Raw genomic sequence first — 25,784 nt, 5'->3', positions numbered from 1 at the left:
GTACCGACCGTGGCATCGACAGCCGACTTCAAGAATGGCCTCGTCCTGAACATCGAGGGCCAGCTGTGGCAGATCATCGAGTTCCAGCACGTCAAGCCCGGTAAGGGCCCGGCCTTCGTGCGGACCAAGCTCAAGAACGTGCTGTCGGGCAAGGTTGTGGACAAGACCTTCAACGCCGGTGTGAAGGTGGAGACCGCCACCGTCGACCGCCGCGACGCGACCTACCTGTACCGCGATGGCAGCGACTTCGTTTTCATGGACGCCGAGGACTTCGAGCAGCACCCGCTGTCGGAGGCCCTGGTCGGTGACGCCGCCGGCTTTCTGCTGGAAAACCTGCAGGTGCAGATCGCCTTCCACAACGGCGAGCCGCTGTACCTGGAGCTGCCGGTCAGCATCGAGATCGTGGTGGCCCACACCGAGCCGGGTCTGCAGGGCGACCGCTCCAACGCGGGCACCAAGCCGGCGACGTTGGAGACCGGCGCCGAGATCCAGGTGCCGCTGTTCATCAACACCGGTGACAAGCTCAAGGTCGACACCCGCGACGCCAGTTACTTGGGCCGAGTTAATGCCTAACGGCATTGGGGGTCGCGACCATGCCTGACCGTCGTTCGGACAAAGGTCGGCACCAGGCTCGCAAACGGGCCGTCGACCTGCTGTTCGAGGCGGAGGCTCGCGGGATCACTCCGGCCGAAGGCGCGCGGCTGCGCAACGCCCTGGCCGAGACCGATCCGGAGATCTCGCTTTTGAACCCGTACACGGTCACTGTCGCCAACGGCGTGACCGAGCACTCTGCCCACATCGACGACCTGATCTCGGCGCACCTACAGGGCTGGACGCTCGATCGGTTGCCCGCGGTGGATCGCGCGATCCTGCGGGTGGCGGTGTGGGAACTGTTGCACGCCAACGATGTTCCTGAGCCGGTCGCGGTCGACGAGGCGGTCGAGTTGGCCAAGTCGTTGTCCACCGATGACTCTCCGGGGTTCGTCAACGGGGTGCTCGGCCAGGTGATGCTGGTGACGCCGCAGATTCGTGCGGCCGCCGCGGCGGTTCGTGGGACTGCAGCCGGAGAGGGCTGAGTCAAAATCAGTGTCTGTATCGAACTGTCCCGATCATCGGGACAGTTCGATACTTTTTGGGGCCACAATGTCGTTACGGTGTATCGCTACCCGTACATGACATCCGGAGGCCGCTGATGGGTACAGAGCCGAGAATGATTGCTGCCGTCGGTGAGGACGGTTTGCATCTGCACGCGTGTCCGCTGTGCGAAGCCATGTGCGGCTTGGAGATTCGTGTGCAGGACGGCGCGGTCGCCAGTGTCCGACCGAACAAGTCCGACCAGTGGAGTGCGGGTCACATCTGCCCGAAGGGTGCGTCGCTGGCTGCGGTGCACTCCGATCCCGACCGGATTCGCCGGCCGATGATCAAGGTCGACGGCCAGTGGCACGATGTGGACTGGGACACCGCGTTCCGGCGCTGCACCGAACTGCTTGCCCCGGTCATCGAGAAGTACGGCATCGGCGCGGTGGCGGCCTACACGGGAAACCCACTGGCGCACTCGTTTTCGCTGTCACGGTACGCGGCGATCCTACTCGGTCTGTCCGGTATGCCGATCACGTATTCGCCGGGCACCATCGACCAGTGGCCGAAGAACCTGTCGTCGCACCTGATGTACGGCAGTTGGTGGGCCTTCCCGACACCGGACATTCAGCGCACCGACCTGTTGGTGGTGATGGGTGCGAACCCCGCGGCCTCACAGGGTTCGTTGCTGGCCGCCCCCGACGTGATGGGCATCATCGCCGGAATTCGTAAGCGTGGCAAGGTGATTGTCATAGACCCGGTACGCACCGCCACCGCCGCCAAGGCCGACGAGTGGCTGCCGATCACCCCGGGTACTGATGCGGCGCTGCTGCTGGGCATCGTGCACACCGTGTTCGACGAGGGCCTGGTGAACCTGGGCGAGCTGGAACGCCATCTTGACGGCGTTGCCACCCTGCAGCAGGTGGCAGCCGACTGGTCACCCGAAAGGGTCTCTGCTGCAACGGGTATCGATGCTGAACGGATCCGTGCTCTGGCCCGTGAACTGGCCACTACGCCGCGAGCGGTGGTCTACGGCCGGATCGGTACCTGCAACCAGGAGTTCGGCAGCCTGGCCAGCTGGTTGGTCGACGTCGTCAACATCGTCACAGCCCACTTCGACACCCCCGGCGGCGCGATGTTCGCCAGCCCGACGGCGTGGACCGTCACCAGCCAGACCATCCCGGGGCTTGAGGACGGCGCGCCGGTGTTCGGCCGCTACCGGACCCGGGTGCGCGGAGCCAAAGAGGTGCTGGGCCAGGTGCCGGTGTCGTGCATGCTGGAGGAGATCGTCACCCCCGGCGAAGGGCAGCTCAAGGCGCTGATCACGGTGGCCGGCAACCCTGTGCTGTCCACGCCGGGCGGCGACAGGCTCGACGAGGCGCTGCCGCAGCTGGACGCAATGATCTCGGTGGATCTGTGGCTGAACGAAACCACCCGACACGCCGATGTCATCCTGCCCGGAGCCTCGGCGCTCGAGCAGCCACATTCTGCCGATTTGCTGCTGGGCGCTGCGGTCAACAGCTTCGCCCGGTACTCGCCGCCGGTGTTTCATCGCGAGGATCCGGACGCACCAGAGGAATGGGAAATCCTGATCCGGCTGACCGGGCTGTGTACCGGCACCCCGGCAGAAGACGTCGACATCGCCGCGCTCGACGACGGCTGGTTCGATTACCTGTGCTTCACCCAGGGGCTGGACGGCGCGGAGATTCGCAAGCACTACGAGCACGGCGGCCCGGAACGCATGCTCGACCTGACCCTTCGGACCGGCCTTTTCGGTGACCGCTACGGCGAGAACCCCGACGGCCTGACGCTGGACAAGCTCAAGACCCACCCGGACGGCATCAACTTCGGCCCGATGGTGCCGCGGGTGCCCGAGGTGCTCGGCACCGCCGACAAGAAAATCCGGCTGGCGCCGCAGTATCTGCTCGACGACCTGCCCCGGCTGGCTGAGCGGCTGAACCGCCCGCCCGATGAGCTGGTGCTGGTCAGCCGAAGGCATCTGCGGTCCAACAACTCCTGGCTGCACAACGTCGGCGCGCTGATGAAGGGCCGCGACCGGTGCACCTTGCTGATGCACAGCCGGGACGCCGTGCAGCGCGGTATCGCCGACGGCGACAGCGCCGAAGTGGCGTCCGCCGGCGGGAAGATCGTGGTGCCCGTCGAGGTGACCGATGCGATCAAGCCCGGCGTGGTGTCGATGCCGCACGGCTGGGGCCACGGCAAGCCCGGTACCCGGCTCGGTGTCGCCAACGCGTCACCCGGAGTCAACACGAACATCTTGTCGCTGCCGGACTTCATCGACGAGCCGTCCGGGAATGGCGCGTTGAACGGCATCCCGGTGATAGTGAGCGCTGCAGGTAGTTGAGCGCGCGCACCAGTATGCGGGTGTTCGTTCGATTTCAGATCATCGCGATTCGTAAATTCTTTGTGCGGAGCAGGTGGCGTAATGCCGGAAACGCGATAGGTTTGAGCAGGTACGGGCGGTATCTGAGCGGCGTAATCAGTTAACCTGTCGCCGAAGCGATTTCACCGTACTGCCGACGGGTACCGATCGGCCTTAACGTGATGTGCGTGTCACAGCCTGCCTCCGCCCCAGTGCCGCTGCGGCGTGCCCGTGCCGACCGGGCCCGCCAAGTCGCCGATGTGCTGCGTCAGCAGATCCGTGAAGATGGATACGGCGACGCCCTGCCGACCGAGCAGGAGATGTGCGCCGAATTCTCTGTGTCCCGCAACACTATTCGTGAGGCGCTCACGATCCTCAAGGCCGAGGGCCTGATCGACCGCGGCCCCCGGGTGGGAACCCACGTTGCGCAACGCAAATACGACCACGGTCTCGATGCGCTGGTCGGTCTCAAGGAGACCTTCAAGGAGCACGGCGAGGTCCGCAACGAGGTGCGCGCTGCGATGCAGCTGTCCGCTCCGCCGGCGGTGGCCCGTCGGTTACAGCTGAACCCCGGCGAGCCAGTGGTCTTCATCGAACGACTGCGTTTTCTCGGCGACCTCCCGCTCAGCCTGGACCTGACCTACCTGGTACCAGACATCGGCGCGCCCGTGCTCGAACGCTCGTTGGAGACCAACGACGTGTTCGCACTTATCGAACAGGTCACCGGTCGGCGGCTCGGATCGGCAACCATTGCGCTGGAGGCGGTTTCAGCCGATCCCCACACAGCCGTCACGCTGGATATCCCCAGCGGCGGGGCCATCCTGATGCTGGAGCGGCTCACCACACTCGACGACGGGCGTCCCGTCGACCTCGAATACATCCGACTGCGAGGTGACCGAATCACCATGCGCGGCAACCTGATGAGGAGTGAATCATGACGCTGGTCAACAACCAACGCGCCGATGTGCCCGTCACCATCGACGAGTCGCTCTGTATCGAAGGCTGCACGTTGTGTGTCGACATCTGCCCGCTCGACTCTTTGGCGATCAATCCGGACGACGGCAAGGCGTACATGCACGTCGATGAGTGCTGGTACTGCGGCCCGTGTGCGGCGCGCTGTCCCACGGGCGCCGTCTCCGTCAACATGCCATACCTCATCCGATAGCTCCGATAGGAAGACCATGAAATCCACCCGGTTCTTCGCCTTGGCCGCAACACTCGTCGTAGCCGCCAGTGGGTGCTCGCTGGAGTCGACATCCGACAACGCCGACGTCGTCAACGTAGTTGTGGGTTACCAGTCCAAGACCATCAACACCGTCACCGCCGGAACCTTGCTGCGCGCACAGGGATATCTCGAACACCGACTCGGCGACATCACTGCCAAGACCGGCACCAAGTACCACGTCGAGTGGCAGGACTACGACACCGGAGCGCCGATCACCGCCCAGATGGTCGCCGAGAAGATCGACATCGGCTCCATGGGTGATTACCCGCTGCTGATCAACGGATCCAAGACGCAGGCCAACGAACGCGCCAAGACCGAACTGGTCTCGGTCACGGGCTACAATCCCAAGGGCGCGCTGAACATGGTTGTGGTGGCACCGAATTCGTCAGCCCAGACACTTACCGATCTGACCGGGCAAAAGGTGTCGGCCAGCGTCGGTTCGGCCGGACACGGCACCCTGGTCCGCGCGCTGTCAAAGGCCGGCCTCGACCCCAAGACCGGTGTCGAGGTGCTCAATCAGCAGCCACAGATCGGCGCATCGGCACTGGAATCCGATCAGGTGAAGGCACTTTCGCAGTTCGTGGCCTGGCCGGGGCTGCTGGTTTTCCAGAACAAGGCTAAGCTGCTTTATGACGGCGCCGACCTCGATTACCCGACACTGCACGGCGTGGTGGCCCGGCGGGCCTATGTAGCGGCCCATCCGGAAGTCCTGGACGCCTTCCTGCAGGCTCAGTTGGATGCCACTGATTTTCTGAACCAGAAGCCACTCGAGGCCGCCCGCATCGTCGCAGACAACAGTGGGCTGCCGCAGGAAGTGGTTTACCTGTACAACGGTCCGGGCGGCACGTCGTTTGATCCGACGCTCAAGCCTTCCCTGGTCAATGCGCTGAAAAGCGATGTGCCATATCTGAAGTCGATCGGCGACTTCGCTGATTTGGACGTCGCCGGCTTTGTCCAGGACGGGCCACTGCGGACCGCCTACGGCACCCGGAGTCGCGATTACAACGCGGAGTTGGCCCGGGTATCCAATCCGTCGGCGCTGGGCGGCACCGACCCGGTGTGCAACGCGCCGATCGACAACGCGGCCCTGGCCAGTGAACTGTGGCTGGACGGCGCGAGCACCACTCAGCCGGCGGCCAATCCGACATGCCTGCTCAGGGCAATTCGCGCGGCCAACGCCAAGGGTGCCAAGGTTCGGGCCGCATACGTTCCCGACGCCCAGCTCGGAACCCGTTGGCTGGCAGACAAATCGGTATGGGTGCAGCAGGGCAGCGAGTTCGTCCCCTTCGACACCCCGGCGGGCGCAAAAGGTTACGTCGCGACACATCCGGGTGCGACCGAGGTCAGCTATCAACAGGCGCTGGCGGGTGTGGCATGACCGCCGTCAGTCACCCGGGCGACGTCTGCGTCGTCATTCCGGCACCGGTGAACGCGACTGCACCTGCCGATACTCTGCGCCGGCTCGCACCAAGATGGCGCAGCCGCGCCATCCAGGCCACATCGGTCCTCGCCGCCGTAGGTATCTGGCAGGTACTGACCGCCGGGCATGTGCGCTTGTGGCTGCGTTTTGACACCTTGCCAACAGTCACCCAGATCGGCGCGAAGTTCGTTGAACGCGTGGGTACTTCGCAGTACTGGCTTGACCTTACGCAGTCGGTGGTGCGGATCGTCAGCGGCTTCGGGCTGGCGGCCGTAGTCGGTGCGGCTGTGGGGATCGCGCTGGGGCGATCACGGTTGTTCGCCGACATCGTCGGCCCCTTGACTGAACTGGCCCGGCCCATTCCCGCGATCGCGCTGGTCCCGGTAGCTATCCTGCTGTTTCCGACTGACGAGGCCGGGATCGTGTTCATCACCTTCCTGGCGGCGTTCTTCCCGATCATGGTGAGCACCCGGCACGCTGTGCGCGCACTGCCGACACTGTGGGAGGACTCGGTGCGTACCCTCGGTGGCGGCCGCTGGGATGTGCTGCGGCAAGTCGTCTTTCCAGGTGTGCTGCCGGGACTGTTCGGTGGGTTGTCGGTCGGTATGGGTGTGGCCTGGATCTGTGTGGTGTCGGCCGAGATGATCTCCGGCAGGCTTGGCGTTGGCTATCGCACCTGGCAGGCCTACACAGTGCTGGACTATCCGAGCGTCTTCGTCGGCATCATCACCATCGGTGCGCTGGGATTCGGAACCTCGGCGGCGGTGGAACTGATCGGCCGCCGGCTCACTCGATGGCTGCCGCGCGGTGAGGAGAACGCCCGATGAGCGCTTGCGCGAAGAGGAGAGTGCGCCGATGACGACCACCCTGACAGCTGGATTGCAACTGGAGCTCGACCGAGTTCGGTTGTCCTACACCGGAGTCCCGGTGGTCGACGGGCTCAGCCTGACCGTGCAGCCCGGAGAGATTCTGGTACTGACCGGGCCGTCCGGTTGCGGCAAGTCCACGGTGCTACGTGCGCTGGCCGGGCTGCTCAAACCAGATTACGGGAAGGTGCTGGCAGATGGGTCGCGGGTCACCACCACCTCACGCGATCGGGGCATGGTGTTCCAGGACAGTGCACTGTTGCCGTGGCGCACTGTGCGGTCCAACATCGAACTGGCACTCAAGCTGCGGGGTGAACCGAAGACCGGGCGCCGAGAGCGGGCCGACCGCTGGATCGACGAGGTCGGCTTGAATGGTTTCGCCGACTTCCTACCGAAGAACCTGTCCGGCGGTATGCGACAAAGGGTGCAGTTAGCCCGGGGGCTGGCCGGCGCACCGCGAGCGGTGATGATGGACGAGCCCTTCGCCGCACTTGATGCCAAGACTCGAGCCGCAATGCAGCACTTGCTGATTCAGACCTGGCAGGCCCACCCGACGACAGTCGTGTTCGTTACTCACGATGTCGACGAAGCGCTGACGTTGGGGGACCGGGTAGCCGTTCTAGGGCGTGCCGGACAACCGCTACGAGCCCTGCTGGACGTTCCGAATCCCCGTGACCCTGATGTCTCCCGCACCGACCTGCGGGCCGAAATCCTTGGAGCACTTCACCAATGAGCACTGTGCAGATACCTGACATCGCCGATGCCATCCGCCTGGACTGTGACGTTCTTGTCATCGGTGGTGGCACCGCGGGCACCATGGCGGCGTTGACCGCCGCAGAGAACGGTGCACAGGTGCTGTTGTTGGAGAAGGCGCACGTTCGGCATTCCGGTGCGTTGGCTATGGGTATGGACGGCGTGAACAACGCCGTCGTTCCGGGCAAGGCCACTCCGGAGGACTACGTCGCGGAGATCACCCGAGCCAACGACGGAATCGTCAACCAGCGCAACATTTATCAGACCGCCACCCGCGGATTTGCCATGGTGCAGCGCCTGGAGCGGTACGGGGTCAAGTTCGAGAAGGACGAGCACGGCGAGTATGCGGTGCGTCGGGTGCACCGCTCTGGTTCATACGTGCTGCCCATGCCGGAGGGCAAGGACGTCAAGAAGGCGCTGTACCGCGTGCTGCGGCAGCGGTCGATGCGCGAGAAGATCCGCATCGAGAACCGGTTGATGCCGGTGCGCGTACTCACCGATAATGGCAGGGCAGTAGGGGCAGCCGCATTCAACACGCGCACTGGGGAATTCGTGACGGTGGCGGCCAAAGCCGTGATCCTGGCCACCGGGGCCAGCGGACGGCTGGGTCTGCCCGCGTCGGGCTATCTCTACGGCACCTACGAGAACCCGTGCAACGCCGGTGACGGATACTCGATGGCGTATCACGCCGGCGCGGAACTGTCCGGCATCGAATGCTTCCAGGTGAACCCACTGATCAAGGACTACAACGGTCCGGCGTGCGCGTACGTCGCCAATCCCTTTGGCGGATACCAGGTCAACGCGCTGGGGGAGCGGTTCGTCGACTCGGACTACTGGTCGGGGCAGATGATGGCCGAAGTCAAAAGCGAGATCGTGTCGGCCCGCGGTCCGATCTATCTGAAGCTCAGCCACCTGCCGGACGAGACGCTGACCGCGATCGAAGGCATCCTGCACACCACCGAGCGACCGACCCGCGGCACCTTCCACGCAAATCGTGGTCACGACTACCGCACGCACGACATCGAGATGCACATCTCCGAGATCGGTTTGTGCAGTGGACATTCCGCGTCCGGCGTGTGGGTCGACGAGCACGCTCGAACCACGGTGCCCGGGTTGTATGCCGCCGGTGACATGGCCTGCGTCCCGCACAACTACATGATTGGTGCGTTCGTCTACGGCGATTTGGCCGGTGAGCATGCGGCGTCCACGCTGGAATCCGTTGCGGCTCCTATTGAATTGCCGGCAGATCAACTGCGGGACGCGCACGAGCTGATCTACCGGCCGCTGCGGCACCCGGACGGAGCGCCGCAGCCTCAGGTCGAATACAAGCTGCGTCGGTTCGTGAATGACTATGTGGCTCCGCCTAAGACAGCCAGCAAGTTGTCCATCGCGGTGCGGACTTTCGAGCGGATGGCCGAGGAAATCGAGCAGATGGGTGCCCGCACACCGCACGAGCTGATGCGGACTGTCGAGGTGTCGTTCATCAGGGACTGTGCCGAGATGGCTGCCCGGTCGTCGTTGACTCGCACCGAGTCGCGGTGGGGTTTGTATCACGAACGCGCCGACATGCCTGTGCGTGACGATGAACAGTGGCGTTACCACCTGAACCTGCGCAAGGGTGCCGATGGTGAGATGCAGTTCTTGAAGCGGCCCGTCGCACCGTATTTCGTGCCGGTGCCGGATCTGGACCATCTGCCATCGGATCACGCCGTGCAGCACCTGCATCAGCCCGATCTGATCGGCGGTAAGGCCCCCACGACTGCGGGCTCGCGGCTGCGTTCGGCCGAGCCGACCACTCCGCCGTCACCGCGCATCGCTGCCGTGGTGGCACTGGAGGAGCCCACGCTGGAGGATCTGGCAGGATTCCTGATCGACACGGACGCCGGCGTGCGCCGTGCCGCAGTGGCCTCTTTGGTGGAAAACCTGCCCGAGGGCTATCAGCCACCGCTGGTTTCGGCCCTGGGGGACGAGGACAGCGCGGTGCGTTCGGAGGCGGCAAACGCGTTGCGGGAGCTGGTTGAGGTGCTGCCCGAGCCTGTTCTTGCTGCCCCGTTGGTGGATTCGCCCGATCCGGTGGTGCGGGCCGCGACGCTGTATGTGCTGAGTGCGCGGCGGGTGGGATCGGCGGCGGCTTATCGTGCAGCACTGGATGATTCGGACCACCGGGTGCGTATCGAGGCAGTACGGGCCCTGGTATCTGTCGACGATGTGGACGGGGTTGCGGCAGCCGCTGCCGATGATAACCGCGAGGTGCGGATCGCAGCCAGCAATGGCCTGGCCACCTTACGGGCCGGCGCGGCCACCGTGCGTCGTCTGCTCTCTGACCGGGACCCGCTGGTGCGGGCCGCAGCCTTGGCGGCACTGGCCGCTGTCGGATGTGCGGTGGACGATGTACCGGAAGTCCAACGCGCACTGCGGGAGTCGGCGTGGCAGCTACGTCAGGGGGCGGTCCGGGCGTTGTCCGGTGCCTCGGCGTCGGTGGCGGTGGAGCCGTTGGCACAAGCCCTCAGCGACCCGCACCTCGACGTACGTAAGGCAGCGGTGCTGAGTCTGACCCGGTGGGCCTCATCTGAGGAAGCCGCACGTCAGGCGCTGGATCTTGCCTTGAACGACGGCGACGCCGACGTTCGGGCGTACGCGCGGCACGCGCTGGCCGTCCCCTGAGTGGTCGAAACTACGGTTGATGGCGCGAAATCGGTGAAATCCACACCATCGACGTCGTTTCGGTGGTCCTGTTGAGCTGGGCGAAGGGCCTAATCGGCCCGATTCCCAGCATGAGCTCCTAGTGTGGGGTCATGGCGGACATCGACCGGCGCGCGGTTCTCAAAGGCAGTGCGGTTGCCGCAGGCGCGGCAGCCGCGGGTTTCGGCGGATATCAGCTGCTGAGCAGGTTGGGGGACCGGCACGGCGCAGCTAAACCGAACATCTTGGTGATCATCGTCGACCAGATGCGCAGCCCCCAGTGGTTTCCCGATGCCAAGCAATTGGGCGAACTGCTGCCCAACTTGGACCAGCTGCGGCAGCGCAGCGTGTCATTCGACGCGCACTACACCGCGTCCAACATGTGTGTGCCGTCGCGGGGTGTGCTGACCACCGGCTTGTATTCGCACCAGACCGGCTGCCTCTACACCGGTGAGGGGCCTACAGAATCGACCTTGGCGCCACGCTTTCCCACCTGGGGCACAATGCTGCGCGAGCAGGGCTACCAGACCTGGTGGTGGGGCAAATGGCACCTCGGTCACCTTGCCGATACCACGCCGGATGGCCTTGACGCACATGGATTTTCAGGTGGCACCTATCCGTCACCCAACGGCGCGCCAAACCAGGGGCTCGAGGTCGACCACACCATCGTCGACCAATTCGACGGCTGGTTCGCCGAACACTCCGGCACTGGGCCGTGGTGCGTGACGGTGTCGCTGGTCAACCCACACGACATTTGTTGGTGGCCCAAAAACCCACTGCCGGATAATGTTCCGCATCAGTTCTTGACGACACCGGTCAATTTCGAGACGCCTGAGGACATGCGCCGGCATGGCAAACCGCAGTTGCAGATCGACTACATGAACTTCATGTCGCCGCTGATGACCGGCGCGGTGCCCTACTCCGGTCCGGACATGGCGGTGCAGTGGGCGCGGTGTCTGGACATGTATCTGTGGCTGCAGCAACAGGTCGACGCGCAGATCGGTCGCGTCCTGACCACTCTGGCGTCGCGCCCGGATGTCGAACGCGACACCATCGTCGTATTCACCTCAGACCACGGCGAATACGCCGGGTCGCATGGCCTGCGCGGCAAGGGCGCGGCCATTTACGAAGAGTCCATCCGCGTGCCGTTGTACATCCACGACCCGTCAGGCCGGTTGACGCCGAAACCGGGTGCGGCGCGCCAGCAGCTGACCTCCAGCGCGGACATCGCGCCGCTGCTGTTGGCCATCGCTACGGGTGGCAACGGCTGGCGCACCGAAGGACGGTTTACCTACCTTCAGGCCCGCGGCGACATTGCGGCGATCGCTGCCAACCCCGCAGCCGCTGGTCGACCCTGGATTGCGCACGCAACCGACGATATGTCGGTCGAGGAGATGGCAACACTGATGAAATCGCCTGTGGTGCAGAAGATTTTCGGTGGTGGTCCAGCGTCGACGGAGATTCCGACATCGGCGCCCAGCCACATCGTCGCGGTACGGACCCCGGACGCCAAGTTCGGCATGTACTCGTACTGGAAACGCGGTGGCATGGACATCGACACCGCCCGACCCATCAATTACGAGCTGTACGACTACGAAACACCTTCCGGTGCGCATGAATTGGAGAATCTGGCCGGACGAAGCGCGAAACAGGCCGCGCTGCAAGGGCTATTGGACCACCAGGTACTGCCGGAGTTGCGGGCGCCACTGCCGGCGTTCTTGCGAGACGCCCAGGAACAGGGGCTCGCGGACATGCAGAAGCTGACGGTGGCCCGGGCGGGTTGAGGCGGACTCCAAACCAAAGTTCTGTCCTGAACGCTGGTGAACCTGCGGGATACTTAAGGTTGATTGTCAGCTGTGGGGGCGGGGGCTGTAGTGAGTCTCAAGGACGCGTTTGACGCGGTCTGGAAACAGGCCTACGAGACATACGGGCGGGGCACTCCGCAGGGCGGAGAGCGTTTCGACAAGAGCGCACAGTTTCGGCAATTGCGGGATTCCGTCACGGCAGCGGCTCCCGATGATCGTTGGCAGGGCGCCGCGTCGGAGGCATACGCCAGGGTCAACAAGGATCACGCCGAGGTGTTCGGCAAGCTTGCTGACCTGGATAACCGGTATACCGCTGAGATCGACAAGTCAGCTGCCGTGGTCATGGCGGGACGGCGGAGCTTGGATACCACCAGGTTGAAGTTCATGGCGGCCGCAGCCAGGCTCGATGAGACCAAACTTGGTGACCGCACGCTGATGATGAAGTTGGTCAGTAGCGGTGTGGGGGAAATTCAGGACACCATGCTCAAGACCACCAAGGTCCAAGCCGAGGGCGGGCAGCGGTTCAACGGCATCACTGCTGAATATGCCGCGCTCGGTAACACTCAGAAATTCGGACCACCGAAGCATGGGCCGGGAGACAAGGACGGGCCCATTCCGAAGCCGCCGGACCCCGAGCCGCAGATTCCGGAGAGCAAGGACCCCAAGGACGGCAAGAAGTGGTGGGACTCGCTAACACCCGCGCAACAGCAGCAACTTGTCAAAGACCACTCCGACAAGATCGGCGGCCTCAACGGGGTTCCGACTGTGGGATCAGGCGAACCACCGGTAGGGCGTGACGCCGCGAATCGTGCTGTGCTGCAACAGGATCTTGACAGGGTGAACAACGCGGCGCGGGAGCACCATGTGTGCGCAGATCAAGTCACCGCCCAGCCGGAAAACTATGGCTTGTCGCCAAATGATGTCACGAGATACAACAACGCCAGCCAGGTGCAGAAGGGGTTGGACGTTACCGCGAAGCGGACGAATGCACCCAGTTACCTGCAGATCTACGAACCTGACAAGTTCGATGGGCGGGGACGCGCAGCCATTGCCATGGGTGACCCGGACAAGGCGGCCAATACGACGGTAGTAGTTCCAGGAACTGGAAATAGTGTGGCAAAAGGCTGGTTGGATTCGGCCGACGCTTCACATCTCTTTAACGAGGCGAACAAGGCCGACTACGACAATCACACTGCTGTGATTGCATGGATGGGCTATCAAGCGCCGGATAGCATGCTCGACCCCGAGGTCGGACAAACTGCGCTCGCCCACCGGGGCGCCTCGTTGTTGGCGCAGGATGTCAATGCGTTGAGTGCAATTCATGACGGGCCTTCGCATTTAACAGTCGTTGGGCATTCATATGGATCAACAACGGTGTCCGATGCGGCGGCAGGTTACAATATGCACGCCAATGACGTTGTCCTGCTTGGTTGTCCGGGTACTGATCTGGCTAGGACTGCCGCAGATTTTCATCTCGATGGAGGTCATGTATACGTCGGCGACGCTTCAAGTGACCCTGTGCCACAATTCAGCAAAATCCCGCAAGGCCTACTCCCTGGCATGGGTTTGACCGGAAACCAGGTGTCGCTCGGGAATGACCCGGCTATGGACGGTTTTGGCTCGACGCGGTTTAAGGCGGAGGTCCCAGGGTTCAATGCCAAGTTCTGGGAGGACCACAGTCACTATTACCAGCCAGGCAGTGAATCCTTGTTCAGTATGTCTGATATTGCTTCTGGACACGGTGATGCTCTCGAACATGATCAAATGACTGCCGCGCATCGGCATCCGGGTTTGGGCGCGCTTGGGGACGCGTTGTCCAAAGTTGGCGTGCAGATTCCGGACCTGCCGCTATTTGACGATCCAGAATTTACCAGGCGAGGGACTGGTGGTCATGAGCACACGTAGTCGGTACCCTCGTGCTGCGATTCGGAGCATTCAAGTAGTCCTCTCGGTGATGTTCTCAGTGTCAGAATGTGGAATGACAAATTCAGTATCGAACCCGCTGACTCCTGATCAGGCGAAGGCCCAAGTGATCGACGCTGCTCGTGAAGTTGTTGGCTTGTTGGGCTTGCGCGTTGTAGATGGGAAGGCGAATGTGTGGCTCGAATCCTGCAACGACCAAGAGGACCCGCCATTTCGTGGCGCAGGCATAGTCGGATATCCGAAAGCGGCGTCGTCCGCCGAAGCTGATGCAGAGCTTGCCAATATGATCAGGGTGCTCCAGGAACACGGTTGGTCAGGCGATCCGGATTTTTATTCCCACGGCTCGGTACTGAAGAAAAACAATGTGGTAGTCGACTTCGCCAGGCAAAACGATTTCTTCGAGACTCGGAATTTCGACATTCGCGGCGAGTGCCGGGATGTCACCACAACAAAGGCGACAAAGGGTAGTACCGAGCCGATCGTCTTCGGGACTTAACTGGGGCGGCGGACGTGCTGTCCGCTGCCGGGAACACCCCCGGTTTACCGCTAGCCAGGACCGCCGGCTGCGGTACCCCGAATGCGGTCAGCAGCGGCGGCTTCGCCGTCGTCGTACGCTTGCCTGGCCTTGCTCAGCAACTCTGCGATGGTGGTCGACGCCGTGTGGGTCGCGCCCACTGCATCGTTTCGGGCTGCATCCGTGGCATTCTGGGCAGCGAGAATGGGCTGACTGATCGCCCCGTGGCTGTCGAAGAGGTTCGGATCCCTATCGGCCTCGTCTGCCACGCCCTTGACCGCTGTCCCGACGTCGTCATGAGACCGCGACCAGCCATCCATCGCGCCCGAGTTCGTTATCAACGTGCTCATAGGGCCCCCTGAAAAGAAGTTGCTAGCCCAATTGTATGGCCGCCGAGGGTGGTTGAACTGCACAAACTGAACCAGCCTGGGGGCCATCCAGATGCGTTAGAACCCCAGCCCCTTGTACGTCCGGCGCACGAATTTCGGTTGGGCAGAACGCAATTTGATCAGTGACGTGTTGCCGGCCACCGCGGCTGCGGCGTCCACATTGAGTTCGGGTGCGTTCTGAATCAGATAAATCAGGATCAGGTTCGCCTGCGGATCGGCCTGCCACCACGTGCCGAAGGCGCCCGGCCAACTGAACGTGCCCACCCCGCCCGGCCCGTAGAACGGTGCGGATTTGGTCGAGTCGGTCACCACCGACAGGTTCAGCCCGAACCCACGACCGATCCAGAACGGTGCGCCGAGGAAATCCTGCGACTTCTGCTCGGCGGTCAACTGGTCGGTGCGCATCAACTGCGCGGATTCCTCCGACAGCACCCGTACTCTGTCAACCTCGCCGTTGCCCAACAACATTCGGGCAAACCGCAAATAGTCGTCGGCCGTCGACCACAACCCACCGCCGCCCGCGCAGAATTTCGGCGGCACCACTTGCGGCGGCCCCATGACACCGTGTTGCAGCGTGACATCGTCGTTGTCGCCGGGAACCAGCCGGTACATGGTGGCCGCGCGCCGACGGCCCGATGTCGTCACCGAAAAGCCGGTGTCCACCATGCCCAGCGGTTCAAAGATGCGCTCTGCCAACACATCCGACAGCGGCTTTCCCTCGATGCGGGCCAGGATGAAGCCCAGCACATCGGTCGACTGGCTGTAGGTCAGCTGCTCGCCGGGCTGATGCGCCAGCGGCAGTTCGCCCAGCGCGGCCAGCCAACGGTCAGGGTCCTGCAACGTCTGCAGCTTGGTATACGCCGTACCAAGCGGTGCCGGCACCGAGAACCCGTACGCCAACCCGCTGCGGTGCGTCATCAGATCATCGATGGTGATCGGCCGGCGGAGCGCCACGGTGCGATCCAACGGCCCGGTCAGGCTCGTCATCACCCGCGGGTTGGCCAACTCGGGCACCCACTGGGCAATGGGATCGGTCAGTGCCAGCTTCTCCTCGTCCACCAGCGTCATTGCGGCGGCGATCGTCACGGGCTTGGACATCGACGCGATCCGGAAGACGGTGTCGCGCTGCATCGGCAGACCGGCCTCCACATCGCGATGGCCGAGTTCGTTGACCTGCAGCACCTGACCGTCCTGCCAGACCAGGGTGACGGCCCCGGCAAGCAGACCTGCGTCGATGGCCGCGGTGACCGATTCGGTATTCGCATCGAGATTCACCCGTGCCACGTTAGCGTCAGCGGTTAAGGGCGACGTTGGCATACTGCCTCAGCAGACCTTCAGCGGGCGTTCAGAAAGGCCGACAGTGAGCAGCGGGATGAACAAGGTGGCGTTCGCCAGCTTCATCGGCACAGCGATCGAGTTCTACGACTTCTACATCTATGGCACCGCCGCAGCGCTGATTTTCCCGCACGTATTCTTCCCGAACCTCAGCCCGACGATGGCGACCATCTCGTCGCTGGCCACCTTCGCGGTCGCATTCTTGTCCCGCCCGGTGGGCGCAGCAGTGTTCGGTCATTTCGGAGATCGCTTGGGCCGCAAGAAGACTCTGGTCGCCACCCTGTTGATCATGGGCCTGTCGACAGTCGGCGTCGGCCTGGTGCCCAGCGCAGCGTCCATCGGTATCGCCGCTCCCGTCATCTTGCTGACGCTGCGCCTGTTGCAGGGGTTTGCCGTCGGCGGCGAATGGGCCGGCTCGGCTTTGCTCAGTGCCGAATACGCCCCGGTCGAAAAGCGTGGCACGTACGGCATGTTCACTCAACTGGGCGCCGGCGCCGGCCTGGCCGTCAGCAACCTGGTGGTCTGGATCGCCAACGTGACCATCGGCGAGAAGAGCGCCGTGTTCCTGGACTGGGGCTGGCGGTTGCCGTTCCTGTTCAGCGCGCTGCTGCTGGTCGTCGCGTTGTACGTGCGGCTGAGTATCGACGAGACTCCGGTGTTCGTCGACGAGCAACGCCGCGGTGTGGTGCCGCGGGCACCGTTTACCGAGCTGTTCCGTGAACAGACCAAGCAGGTGGTGCTCGGCGCGGGCTGCATGGTCGGCATTTTCACCATGAGCTTTCTGGGCGGCACGTACCTGATGAGTTACGCGAACACCCACGTCCACCACCCGCGCAGCCTGATCCTGGGCGTCGGGGTGCTCGCCGGGGTGACGCTGATGGCGTTCACGGCGATCTCGGCGGTGCTGTGCGACCGGTACGGCCGTCGCCGCGTCATCCTGATCGGCTTCGGGTTGGCCCTGCCGTGGGCCTTCCTGGTCATGCCGCTGATCGACTCGCGGTCCGCGCTGGGGTTCGCGGCGGCCATCGCGGGCATCTTCGCCATCTTCGGGCTGGCCTACGGGCCCATCGGTGCGTTCCTGCCGGAGATATTCGCCACTCGCTACCGGTATACGGGCGCCGGGATGGCCTTCAATCTGGCCGGCATCTTCGGCGGTGCTATCCCGCCGCTGGTTGCCGGGCCACTGGTCGGAGCTCTGGGTAGTTGGGCGATCGGCCTGATGATTGCAGCGTTCGTGCTGGTCAGCATCGTGAGCACGCTGCTGCTTCCGGAAACCAGGGGTGCCGCGCTGACCGACGATACGAAAGCATGTGACGACGGCAACACTGTGCCTGCCTGCTAAGCTACGCACCAGTTCGACGTCCTTTAACGATCCGTCCCGAGAGGCGGAGAAGGAGGTTCGGTTCATGGTGGCTGCCTCGGGTCCAGCGGATCCCACCACACCTGACCGGGAATTGCTGTCCGCCGCAGATGTCGGCCGGACCATCTCGCGCATCGCGCACCAGATCATCGAAAAGACCGCACTCGATGCGGCTGACGCCCCCCGCGTCATCCTGCTCGGCATCCCGACCCGTGGCGTCACGCTGGCCGCCCGCGTCGCCGAGAAAGTCAAGGAATTCTCCGGCGTCGAACTGCCGCATGGCGCCCTGGACATCACGCTGTACCGCGACGACCTGAACTTCAAACCGCCCCGGGCGCTGGCGGCCACCTCTATCCCTGCCGGCGGCATCGACAACGCGACGGTGATCCTGGTCGATGACGTGCTCTACTCGGGCCGCTCGGTGCGCTCGGCATTGGACGCGTTGCGTGACATCGGCCGACCCCGGATGGTCCAACTGGCGGTACTGGTCGACCGTGGCCACCGCGAACTGCCAATCCGCGCCGACTACGTCGGTAAGAACGTCCCGACGTCACGCACCGAGAACGTGAAGGTCCGGTTGGCAGAGAACGACGGAGGAGACGATCACGTGTCCATCGCGTCCCATGGAGGACCCGCCAGGTGAAGCATCTGCTGTCAGCCTCCGACCTATCCCGCGACGCGGCCACCGCGATCCTCGATGATGCAGACAAGTTCCGAGAGGCACTGATCGGTCGCGACGTCAAGAAACTGCCGACGTTGCGCGGCCGCACCATCATCACCATGTTCTACGAGAACTCCACCCGGACCCGAGTGTCGTTCGAAGTAGCCGGTAAGTGGATGAGCGCGGACGTGATCAACGTCAGCGCGTCCGGCTCGTCGGTGGCCAAGGGGGAGTCGCTGCGTGACACCGCGCTGACCCTGCGCGCGGCCGGCGCCGATGCCTTGATCATCCGGCATCCGGCTTCCGGTGCGGCACAACAACTTGCGGCCTGGACGCGGGAGTCGGGCGGCGCTGGGCCGAACGTGATCAACGCCGGCGACGGCACCCACGAGCATCCCACCCAGGCGCTGCTCGACGCGTTGACCATTCGCCAACGGCTCGGGACCATCGAAGGCAAGCGGGTGGTGATCGTCGGGGATATCCTGCACAGCCGGGTGGCCCGTTCCAACGTCTGGTTGCTGTCCACCCTGGGCGCCGAGGTGGTGCTCGTGGCGCCGCCGACGCTGCTGCCGACCGGTGTCGCCGACTGGCCGGTGACGGTCTCGCACGACCTGGATGCCGAATTGCCTGCCGCCGATGCGGTTTTGATGCTGCGGGTGCAGGCCGAGCGGATGAACGGGGCATTCTTCCCGTCGGCCCGCGAATATTCGGTGCGCTACGGCCTTTCCGAGAAGCGGCTGGCCGGTTTGTCCGAAGACATCGTGGTGCTGCATCCCGGTCCGATGCTGCGCGGCATGGAGATTGCCTATTCGGTGGCTGATGCACCGCAATCGGCAGTGTTACAACAGGTTTCGAATGGAGTTCATGTTCGTATGGCGGTGCTGTTCCATCTGCTGGTCGGCGCGGGCAGGGAGGTGATCGACGCATGAGTTCTGATGTGGGCTTTGTGATTCGTGGTGTCCTGCTGTACGGCGAGGGTGATCCGGTCGACGTGCGGGTGGCCGATGGCCAGATCGCTGAAATTGGATCGGGCCTGGCTGCGGCCGGCGCCGAGGTGATCGACGCCAAGGGACAAGTCCTGTTGCCCGGGTTCGTCGACCTGCACACGCATCTGCGCGAGCCCGGCCGGGAGTACGCCGAGGACATCGAAACCGGTTCGGCGGCAGCCGCATTGGGTGGCTACACCGCGGTGTTCGCCATGGCCAACACCGATCCGGTCGCCGACACCGTGGTGGTTACAGACCACGTGTGGCACCGCGGGCAGCAGGTCGGCCTTGTCGACGTGCACCCGGTCGGTGCAGTCACGGTCGGCCTGGACGGTAAGCAGCTGACCGAGATGGGCCTGATGGCTGCCGGAGTCGGGCAGGTTCGGATGTTCTCCGACGACGGCATCTGTGTGCACGACCCGCTGGTAATGCGCCGTGCGCTGGAGTACGCCGCCGGATTGGGTGTGCTGATCGCTCAGCACGCCGAGGAACCCCGCCTCACTGTGGGATCCGTTGCGCACGAAGGCCCGAACGCGGCCAAGCTTGGTCTTGCGGGCTGGCCTCGGTCGGCCGAGGAATCCATCGTCGCGCGCGACGCGATCCTGGCCCGCGACGCCGGTACCCGGGTCCACATCTGCCACGCATCGACCGCCGGCACCGTCGAGCTGATCAAATGGGCCAAGGCACAGGGTATTTCGATCACAGCGGAGGTCACGCCGCACCATCTGCTGCTCGACGACTCCCGGCTGGCCGACTACGACGGCCGTAATCGGGTCAACCCGCCGCTGCGTGAGTCCAGTGACGCCCAGGCGCTGCGCCAGGCCCTGGCCGACGGGGTGATCGACTGTGTGGCAACCGATCACGCCCCGCACGCCGAGCACGAGAAGATGTGCGAATTCTCCCAGGCCCGCCCCGGCATGTTGGGGCTGCAGACTGCGCTGTCGGTGGTGGTCGAGACCATGGTGAACCCGGGCCTACTGTCGTGGCGCGATGTAGCGCGGGTGATGAGCGAGGCGCCGGCTGCCATTGTGGGCCTGCCCGACCAGGGGCGTCCGCTCGCGGTCGGTGAGCCGGCCAACCTGACGGTGGTGAACCCCGCTGCCACCTGGACAGTGCAGGGCACGCAGCTGGCCAGCCGGTCGGACAACACCCCGTACGAGTCGATGAAGCTGCCGGCCACCGTGAGTCTGACCATGCTGCGCGGCAAGGTGACTGCGCGGGACGGACAGAGCCCCGCATGAGCGCCGAGATCGACGATATGGCCGGTTTTACCCGCACTTTGCGGCCCGTTTGTCCGTTTGGGCGGTGTGAGGCGTGAACACTCCGACGTTGGTCGCGTATCTGGTGCTGGCCGCGGTGATCGTGGTGCTGATGGTGCTGGCCATCCGGGCCATGCTCAAGGGCTGGATGCACCGGGTGCAGCGGCAAGCCGGCTCCATTGGACTCTTGCCCGCGCTGCCGGACACCGTCGGCCCGGCAATCGTTTCGGCAACCAAGGGCATGTATGTCGGCAGCACCTTCGCGCCGAGCTGGCAGGACCGGATTGCAGTGGGCGCCTTGGGTTTTCGCAGCAAGGCTGTGCTGACCCGCTATCCGGAGGGCATCATGCTGCAGCTCACCGGCGGCAGCCCGATCTGGATTCCTGACGAATCGATCACTGCGATCCGCACCGAGCGGGGCATCGCGGGCAAAGTTCTTACCTACGACGGGATTCTGGCGATTCGGTGGCGGCTGCCGTCGGGCACCGAAATCGACACCGGATTCCGCAGCGACGAGCGTCGCGAACTGGCCAAATGGGTTGAGGAGGACAGCAAGTGACCCTGAGCATGAGCGATCAGACCGCGGTACTGGTACTTGAGGACGGCCGGGTATTCACCGGAACCCCGTTCGGTGCCGTCGGCCAGAGCCTCGGCGAGGCGGTGTTCTCCACCGGTATGTCTGGCTACCAGGAGACCCTGACCGATCCGAGTTACCACCGGCAGATCGTGGTGGCCACGGCCCCGCAGATCGGCAACACCGGCTGGAACGGCGAGGACAATGAGAGCCGCGACGACAAGATCTGGGTCGCCGGCTACGTGGTGCGCGACCCGTCGCCGCGGGCCTCGAACTGGCGCGCCACCGGAACCCTGGATGACGAGCTGGTGCGCCAGGGCATCGTCGGCGTCGCCGGTGTCGATACCCGCGCCATCGTGCGGCACCTGCGCAACTTCGGCTCGATGAAGGCCGGGGTTTTCAGCGGAGATGCCTTGGCCGACACCGACACCCTGGTCGACCGGGTGCGCATCCAGCCGTCGATGCTGGGCGCCGACCTAGCCGGCGAGGTCAGCACCGATGACCGGTACATCGTCGAACCTGAAGGCCAGCAACGCTTCTCGATCGCGGCAATCGATCTCGGGATCAAGACCAATACGCCACGCAACTTCGCCCGCCGCGGCATCCGCAGCCATGTGCTGCCGGCATCGGTGACCTTCGATGAAATCACCGACCTGAAGGTGGACGGCGTGTTCCTGTCCAACGGCCCGGGCGACCCGGCCACCGCCGACCACATGGTCGATTTCACCAAGCAGGTGCTAAGTGCCGGAATTCCGTTGTTCGGCATCTGCTTCGGCAACCAGATTTTGGGCCGAGCCTTCGGCCGCGACACCTACAAGATGACCTTCGGCCACCGCGGCATCAACATCCCGGTGTTGGAGCGCGCCACCGGCCGCGTCGCCATCACCGCACAGAACCACGGCTTCGCACTGGAAGGTGAAGCCGGAGAAGAGTTCGACACTCCGTTCGGCCGCGCCGTGGTGAGCCACACCTGCGCCAATGACGGTGTGGTGGAAGGGGTACAGCTGCTCGACGGGCGCGCCTTCTCGGTGCAGTACCACCCGGAAGCGGCGGCCGGCCCACACGACGCCGAGTACTTGTTCGACAAGTTCGCCGATCTCATGGCGGGGGAGAAGTAAGTAATGCCACGTCGCACAGACCTCAACCACGTCCTGGTAATCGGCTCCGGCCCGATCGTGATCGGCCAAGCCTGCGAATTCGACTACTCGGGTACCCAGGCGTGCCGCGTGCTGCGCGCCGAGGGCCTGGAAGTCAGCCTGGTCAACTCCAACCCGGCGACCATCATGACCGACCCGGAGTACGCCGACCACACCTACGTCGAGCCCATCACAGCGGCCTTCGTCGAGAAGGTCATCGCCCAACAGGCCCAGCGCGGCAACAAGATTGATGCGCTGCTGGCCACCCTGGGCGGGCAGACCGCACTGAACACAGCTGTCGCGCTGCACGAGAACGGGGTGTTGGAGAAGTACGGCGTCGAGCTCATCGGCGCCGACTTCGAAGCCATCCAGCGCGGTGAGGACCGGCAGAAGTTCAAGGACATCGTCGCCAAGGTGGGCGGTGAATCCGCCCGCAGCCGCGTCTGTCACACGATGGAAGAGGTGCGCGACACCGTCGCCGACCTCGGCCTGCCGGTTGTGGTCCGGCCTTCGTTCACCATGGGTGGCCTGGGTTCGGGCATGGCCTACACCAGTGCCGACGTCGAGCGGATGGCCGGCGACGGCCTGGCCGCCTCGCCGACAGCGAACGTGTTGATCGAGGAATCGATCTACGGCTGGAAGGAATACGAGCTCGAGCTGATGCGCGACGGCCGCGACAACGTCGTTGTGGTCTGCTCGATCGAGAACTTCGACCCGATGGGCGTGCACACCGGCGACTCGGTGACAGTCGCACCCGCGATGACGCTGACCGACCGGGAGTACCAGAAGCTGCGCGACCTGGGTATCGCGATCCTGCGCGAGGTCGGCGTCGACACCGGCGGCTGCAACATCCAGTTCGCCGTCAACCCGGCCGACGGCCGGCTGATCGTCATCGAGATGAACCCCCGGGTGTCCCGCTCCAGCGCATTGGCTTCCAAGGCAACGGGTTTCCCGATCGCCAAGATCGCCGCCAAGCTGGCCATCGGCTACACCCTGGATGAGATCGTCAACGACATCACCAAGGAAACCCCGGCCTGCTTCGAACCCACCCTTGACTACGTCGTCGTCAAGGCTCCTCGGTTCGCCTTCGAGAAGTTCCCCGGCGCCGACCAGACGCTGACCACCACCATGAAGTCGGTGGGAGAGGCGATGTCGTTGGGCCGCAACTTCATCGAGGCCCTCGGCAAGGTGATGCGATCACTGGAGACCAAGCGCGCCGGGTTCTGGACCGCGGCCGACTCGGACAAGACGCTCGAGGAGCTGCTCACGGGGCTGCGCACCGCCACCGACGGCCGGCTGTACGACATCGAGCAGGCACTGCGTGTGGGCGGCACTGTCGAGCAGGTCGCCGAGGCCTCCGGCGTGGACCCGTGGTTCGTCGATCAGATTGCCACCCTGGTGGCGCTGCGCGGCGAGCTGGTCGACGCCCCGGTGCTCGATGCCAAGCTGCTGCGCCGGGCCAAGTACAACGGTCTGTCCGATGGCCAGATCGCCGCGCTGCGACCGGAATTGGCCGGTGAATCCGGGGTTCGGGCACTGCGGGAGCGGTTGGGCATCCGACCGGTGTACAAGACCGTCGACACCTGCGCCGCCGAGTTCGAGGCGCGCACGCCGTACCACTACAGCAGCTACGAGCTGGATCCCGCGGCCGAGACCGAGGTGGCCCCGCAGACCGAGAAGCCCAAGGTGCTGATCCTGGGCAGCGGGCCGAACCGGATCGGCCAGGGCATCGAGTTCGACTACAGCTGCGTGCATGCGGCAACCACGTTGAGCCAGGCCGGTTTTGAGACCGTGATGATCAACTGCAACCCCGAGACGGTGTCCACCGACTACGACACCGCCGACCGGCTGTACTTCGAGCCGCTGACCTTCGAGGACGTGCTCGAGGTCTACCACGCCGAACAGGCCTCCGGGGCCGGCGGTCCCGGCGTGGTCGGGGTGATCGTCCAGCTCGGCGGCCAGACCCCGCTGGGTCTGGCCGAGCGCCTGGAGAAGGCCGGGGTGCCCGTCGTCGGCACCAGCCCCAAGGCGATCGATCTGGCCGAGGACCGTGGTGAGTTCGGTGAGGTACTGCGCGCAGCCGGGCTGCCGGCGCCGCGCTTCGGCACCGCAACGAGTTTCGAGCAGGCCCGCCGGATCGCCGCCGACATCGGCTACCCGGTTCTGGTGCGCCCGTCCTACGTGCTGGGCGGCCGCGGCATGGAGATCGTCTACGACGAGCAGAACCTGCAGGGCTACATCGAGCGGGCCACCGAACTCTCGCCCGAGCACCCGGTACTGGTCGACCGCTTCCTGGAAGACGCCATCGAGATCGATGTCGACGCACTGTGCGACGGCACCGAGGTGTACATCGGCGGCGTGATGGAGCACATCGAGGAGGCCGGCATCCACTCCGGCGACTCGGCCTGTGCACTGCCGCCGGTTACCTTGGGCCGCACCGATATCGCAGCGGTACGCAAGGCCACCGAGGCCATCGCCCACGGCATCGGTGTGGTCGGCCTGCTCAACGTGCAGTACGCACTCAAGGACGATGTGCTGTACGTCCTGGAGGCCAACCCCAGAGCGAGCCGTACGGTGCCGTTTGTCTCCAAGGCCACTGCGGTCCCGCTGGCGAAGGCCTGCGCCCGCATCATGCTGGGCGAGAGCATCGCCCAGCTGCGCGCCGAAGGCATCCTGGTTGCCGAGGGGGACGGTGCCACCGTTTCGCCCAACGCGCCGATTGCGGTCAAGGAAGCTGTGCTGCCGTTCCATCGCTTCCGCAAAGCCGATGGCACGCAGGTTGATTCGCTCCTCGGACCGGAGATGAAATCCACCGGTGAGGTCATGGGCATCGATAGCGATTTCGGCACGGCGTTCGCCAAGAGCCAGACTGCGGCCTACGGATCGCTGCCGTCGGGCGGCACGGTGTTCGTGTCCGTGGCCAACCGGGACAAACGCTCGCTGGTGTTCCCGGTCAAACGTCTGGCGGATCTGGGTTTCCGGGTGCTGGCCACCGAGGGGACCGCAGAGATGTTGCGCCGCAACGGTATTCCGTGCGAAGTGGTGCGCAAGAACTTTGAGCATCCGGGCGAGGGCCGCCCGGATGTGTCGGCGGTGGATGCCATCAAGGCCGGTGACGTCGACATGGTGATCAACACTCCGTACGGCAACTCCGGACCGCGCATCGACGGCTACGAGATTCGGTCGGCGGCGGTGTCGGTGAACATCCCGTGCGTCACCACGGTGCAGGGCGCGTCTGCGGCCGTGCAGGGCATCGAGGCCGGAATCCGCGGTGACATCGGGGTGCGATCGCTGCAGGAGTTGCACAGCCAGCTCGGTAACGGCAAGTGACCAGCTTCGGCGCACGCGAGGAGCAATCAGGTTCCGGTGCACGCGAGGAGCAATCAGGTTCCGGTGCACGCGAGGAGCAATCAGGTTCCGGTGCACGCGAGGAGCA

General features: G+C 64.4%; 21 protein-coding genes. 19 read left to right on the top strand and 2 right to left on the bottom strand.

What is annotated here, in order from left to right:
• Positions 1–9 precede the first annotated feature (9 nt).
• The 12 genes from efp (at position 10) to M2432_RS22585 (ending at position 14,630) form a co-directional block, all read left to right on the top strand.
• Positions 10–573, top strand: coding sequence for an elongation factor P (efp, locus tag M2432_RS22640; protein WP_280829083.1), 564 nt, complete (start codon positions 10–12; stop codon positions 571–573).
• A 20-nt stretch (positions 574–593) separates the two neighbouring features.
• Positions 594–1,076: a transcription antitermination factor NusB gene (gene nusB, locus M2432_RS22635; protein WP_280829082.1), complete on the top strand. Its 483-nt coding sequence runs from the start codon at positions 594–596 to the stop codon at positions 1,074–1,076.
• A 134-nt stretch (positions 1,077–1,210) separates the two neighbouring features.
• Complete coding sequence (locus tag M2432_RS22630; protein ID WP_280829081.1) at positions 1,211–3,442, top strand: molybdopterin-dependent oxidoreductase; 2,232 nt, start codon at positions 1,211–1,213, stop codon at positions 3,440–3,442.
• A gap of 200 nt (positions 3,443–3,642) precedes the next feature.
• Positions 3,643–4,398: a GntR family transcriptional regulator gene (locus tag M2432_RS22625; protein ID WP_280829080.1), complete on the top strand. Its 756-nt coding sequence runs from the start codon at positions 3,643–3,645 to the stop codon at positions 4,396–4,398.
• A complete protein-coding gene (locus M2432_RS22620) occupies positions 4,395–4,625 on the top strand; it encodes a ferredoxin family protein (RefSeq protein WP_280829079.1) in 231 nt (76 codons plus the stop codon). Before M2432_RS22625 ends, M2432_RS22620 begins: the two co-directional genes overlap by 4 nt.
• A 16-nt stretch (positions 4,626–4,641) precedes the next feature.
• Positions 4,642–6,063 carry an ABC transporter substrate-binding protein gene (locus tag M2432_RS22615; protein ID WP_280829078.1) on the top strand — a complete coding sequence of 474 codons (1,422 nt, stop codon included), beginning with the start codon at positions 4,642–4,644 and terminating at the stop codon, positions 6,061–6,063.
• Positions 6,060–6,932: an ABC transporter permease gene (locus tag M2432_RS22610; RefSeq protein ID WP_280829077.1), complete on the top strand. Its 873-nt coding sequence runs from the start codon at positions 6,060–6,062 to the stop codon at positions 6,930–6,932. Before M2432_RS22615 ends, M2432_RS22610 begins: the two co-directional genes overlap by 4 nt.
• 28 nt (positions 6,933–6,960) lie before the next feature.
• Entirely contained in the window at positions 6,961–7,704 is a 744-nt protein-coding gene (locus M2432_RS22605; RefSeq protein ID WP_280829076.1) for an ABC transporter ATP-binding protein, read from the top strand.
• The gene (locus M2432_RS22600; protein ID WP_280829075.1) at positions 7,701–10,388 is read left to right on the top strand and encodes a fumarate reductase/succinate dehydrogenase flavoprotein subunit; all 2,688 of its coding nucleotides are present in this window, start codon (positions 7,701–7,703) and stop codon (positions 10,386–10,388) included. Before M2432_RS22605 ends, M2432_RS22600 begins: the two co-directional genes overlap by 4 nt.
• A 131-nt stretch (positions 10,389–10,519) precedes the next feature.
• On the top strand, positions 10,520–12,190 hold the full coding sequence (locus M2432_RS22595) for a sulfatase-like hydrolase/transferase (RefSeq protein ID WP_280829074.1): 1,671 nt from the start codon (positions 10,520–10,522) through the stop codon (positions 12,188–12,190).
• A 90-nt stretch (positions 12,191–12,280) separates the two neighbouring features.
• Positions 12,281–14,116, top strand: coding sequence for an alpha/beta hydrolase (locus tag M2432_RS22590; RefSeq protein ID WP_280829073.1), 1,836 nt, complete (start codon positions 12,281–12,283; stop codon positions 14,114–14,116).
• Between the two features lie 73 nt (positions 14,117–14,189).
• Positions 14,190–14,630: a hypothetical protein gene (locus tag M2432_RS22585; RefSeq protein ID WP_280829072.1), complete on the top strand. Its 441-nt coding sequence runs from the start codon at positions 14,190–14,192 to the stop codon at positions 14,628–14,630.
• A 50-nt stretch (positions 14,631–14,680) separates the two neighbouring features.
• On the opposite strand, the gene M2432_RS22580 is transcribed toward M2432_RS22585, so the two are convergent.
• Both M2432_RS22580 and M2432_RS22575 read right to left on the bottom strand, forming a co-directional pair.
• Positions 14,681–14,998: a type VII secretion target gene (locus M2432_RS22580; RefSeq protein ID WP_280829071.1), complete on the bottom strand. Its 318-nt coding sequence runs from the start codon at positions 14,996–14,998 to the stop codon at positions 14,681–14,683.
• A 96-nt stretch (positions 14,999–15,094) separates the two neighbouring features.
• Entirely contained in the window at positions 15,095–16,312 is a 1,218-nt protein-coding gene (locus M2432_RS22575) for a serine hydrolase domain-containing protein (RefSeq protein WP_280829070.1), read from the bottom strand.
• A gap of 97 nt (positions 16,313–16,409) precedes the next feature.
• On the opposite strand from M2432_RS22575, the gene M2432_RS22570 reads away from it, so the two are divergent.
• From M2432_RS22570 to carB, 7 genes are all read left to right on the top strand, one after another.
• Positions 16,410–17,714, top strand: coding sequence for an MFS transporter (locus M2432_RS22570; RefSeq protein WP_280829166.1), 1,305 nt, complete (start codon positions 16,410–16,412; stop codon positions 17,712–17,714).
• 64 nt (positions 17,715–17,778) lie between these two features.
• The gene (gene pyrR, locus M2432_RS22565) at positions 17,779–18,375 is read left to right on the top strand and encodes a bifunctional pyr operon transcriptional regulator/uracil phosphoribosyltransferase PyrR (protein WP_280829069.1); all 597 of its coding nucleotides are present in this window, start codon (positions 17,779–17,781) and stop codon (positions 18,373–18,375) included.
• Positions 18,372–19,322: an aspartate carbamoyltransferase catalytic subunit gene (locus M2432_RS22560; RefSeq protein WP_280829068.1), complete on the top strand. Its 951-nt coding sequence runs from the start codon at positions 18,372–18,374 to the stop codon at positions 19,320–19,322. The genes pyrR and M2432_RS22560 overlap by 4 nt, the downstream gene beginning before the upstream one ends.
• 8 nt (positions 19,323–19,330) lie before the next feature.
• Positions 19,331–20,620, top strand: coding sequence for a dihydroorotase (locus M2432_RS22555; RefSeq protein ID WP_280829165.1), 1,290 nt, complete (start codon positions 19,331–19,333; stop codon positions 20,618–20,620).
• A 73-nt stretch (positions 20,621–20,693) separates the two neighbouring features.
• Entirely contained in the window at positions 20,694–21,197 is a 504-nt protein-coding gene (locus M2432_RS22550; RefSeq protein WP_280829067.1) for a transporter, read from the top strand.
• A gap of 8 nt (positions 21,198–21,205) precedes the next feature.
• Positions 21,206–22,330 (top strand): glutamine-hydrolyzing carbamoyl-phosphate synthase small subunit, encoded by a 1,125-nt coding sequence (gene carA / locus M2432_RS22545; protein WP_280829164.1) that lies wholly within the window; start codon positions 21,206–21,208, stop codon positions 22,328–22,330.
• Positions 22,331–22,333: 3 nt separating this feature from the next.
• A complete protein-coding gene (gene carB, locus M2432_RS22540) occupies positions 22,334–25,678 on the top strand; it encodes a carbamoyl-phosphate synthase large subunit (RefSeq protein WP_280829066.1) in 3,345 nt (1,114 codons plus the stop codon).
• Positions 25,679–25,784: the final 106 nt, after the last annotated feature.

It is taken from the genome of Mycobacterium sp. OTB74 (assembly GCF_029892685.1).
GTDB lineage: Bacteria > Actinomycetota > Actinomycetes > Mycobacteriales > Mycobacteriaceae > Mycobacterium.
Note: the sequence above shows the minus strand (reverse complement) of the source record. Positions and strands in the feature narration are given on the sequence as shown.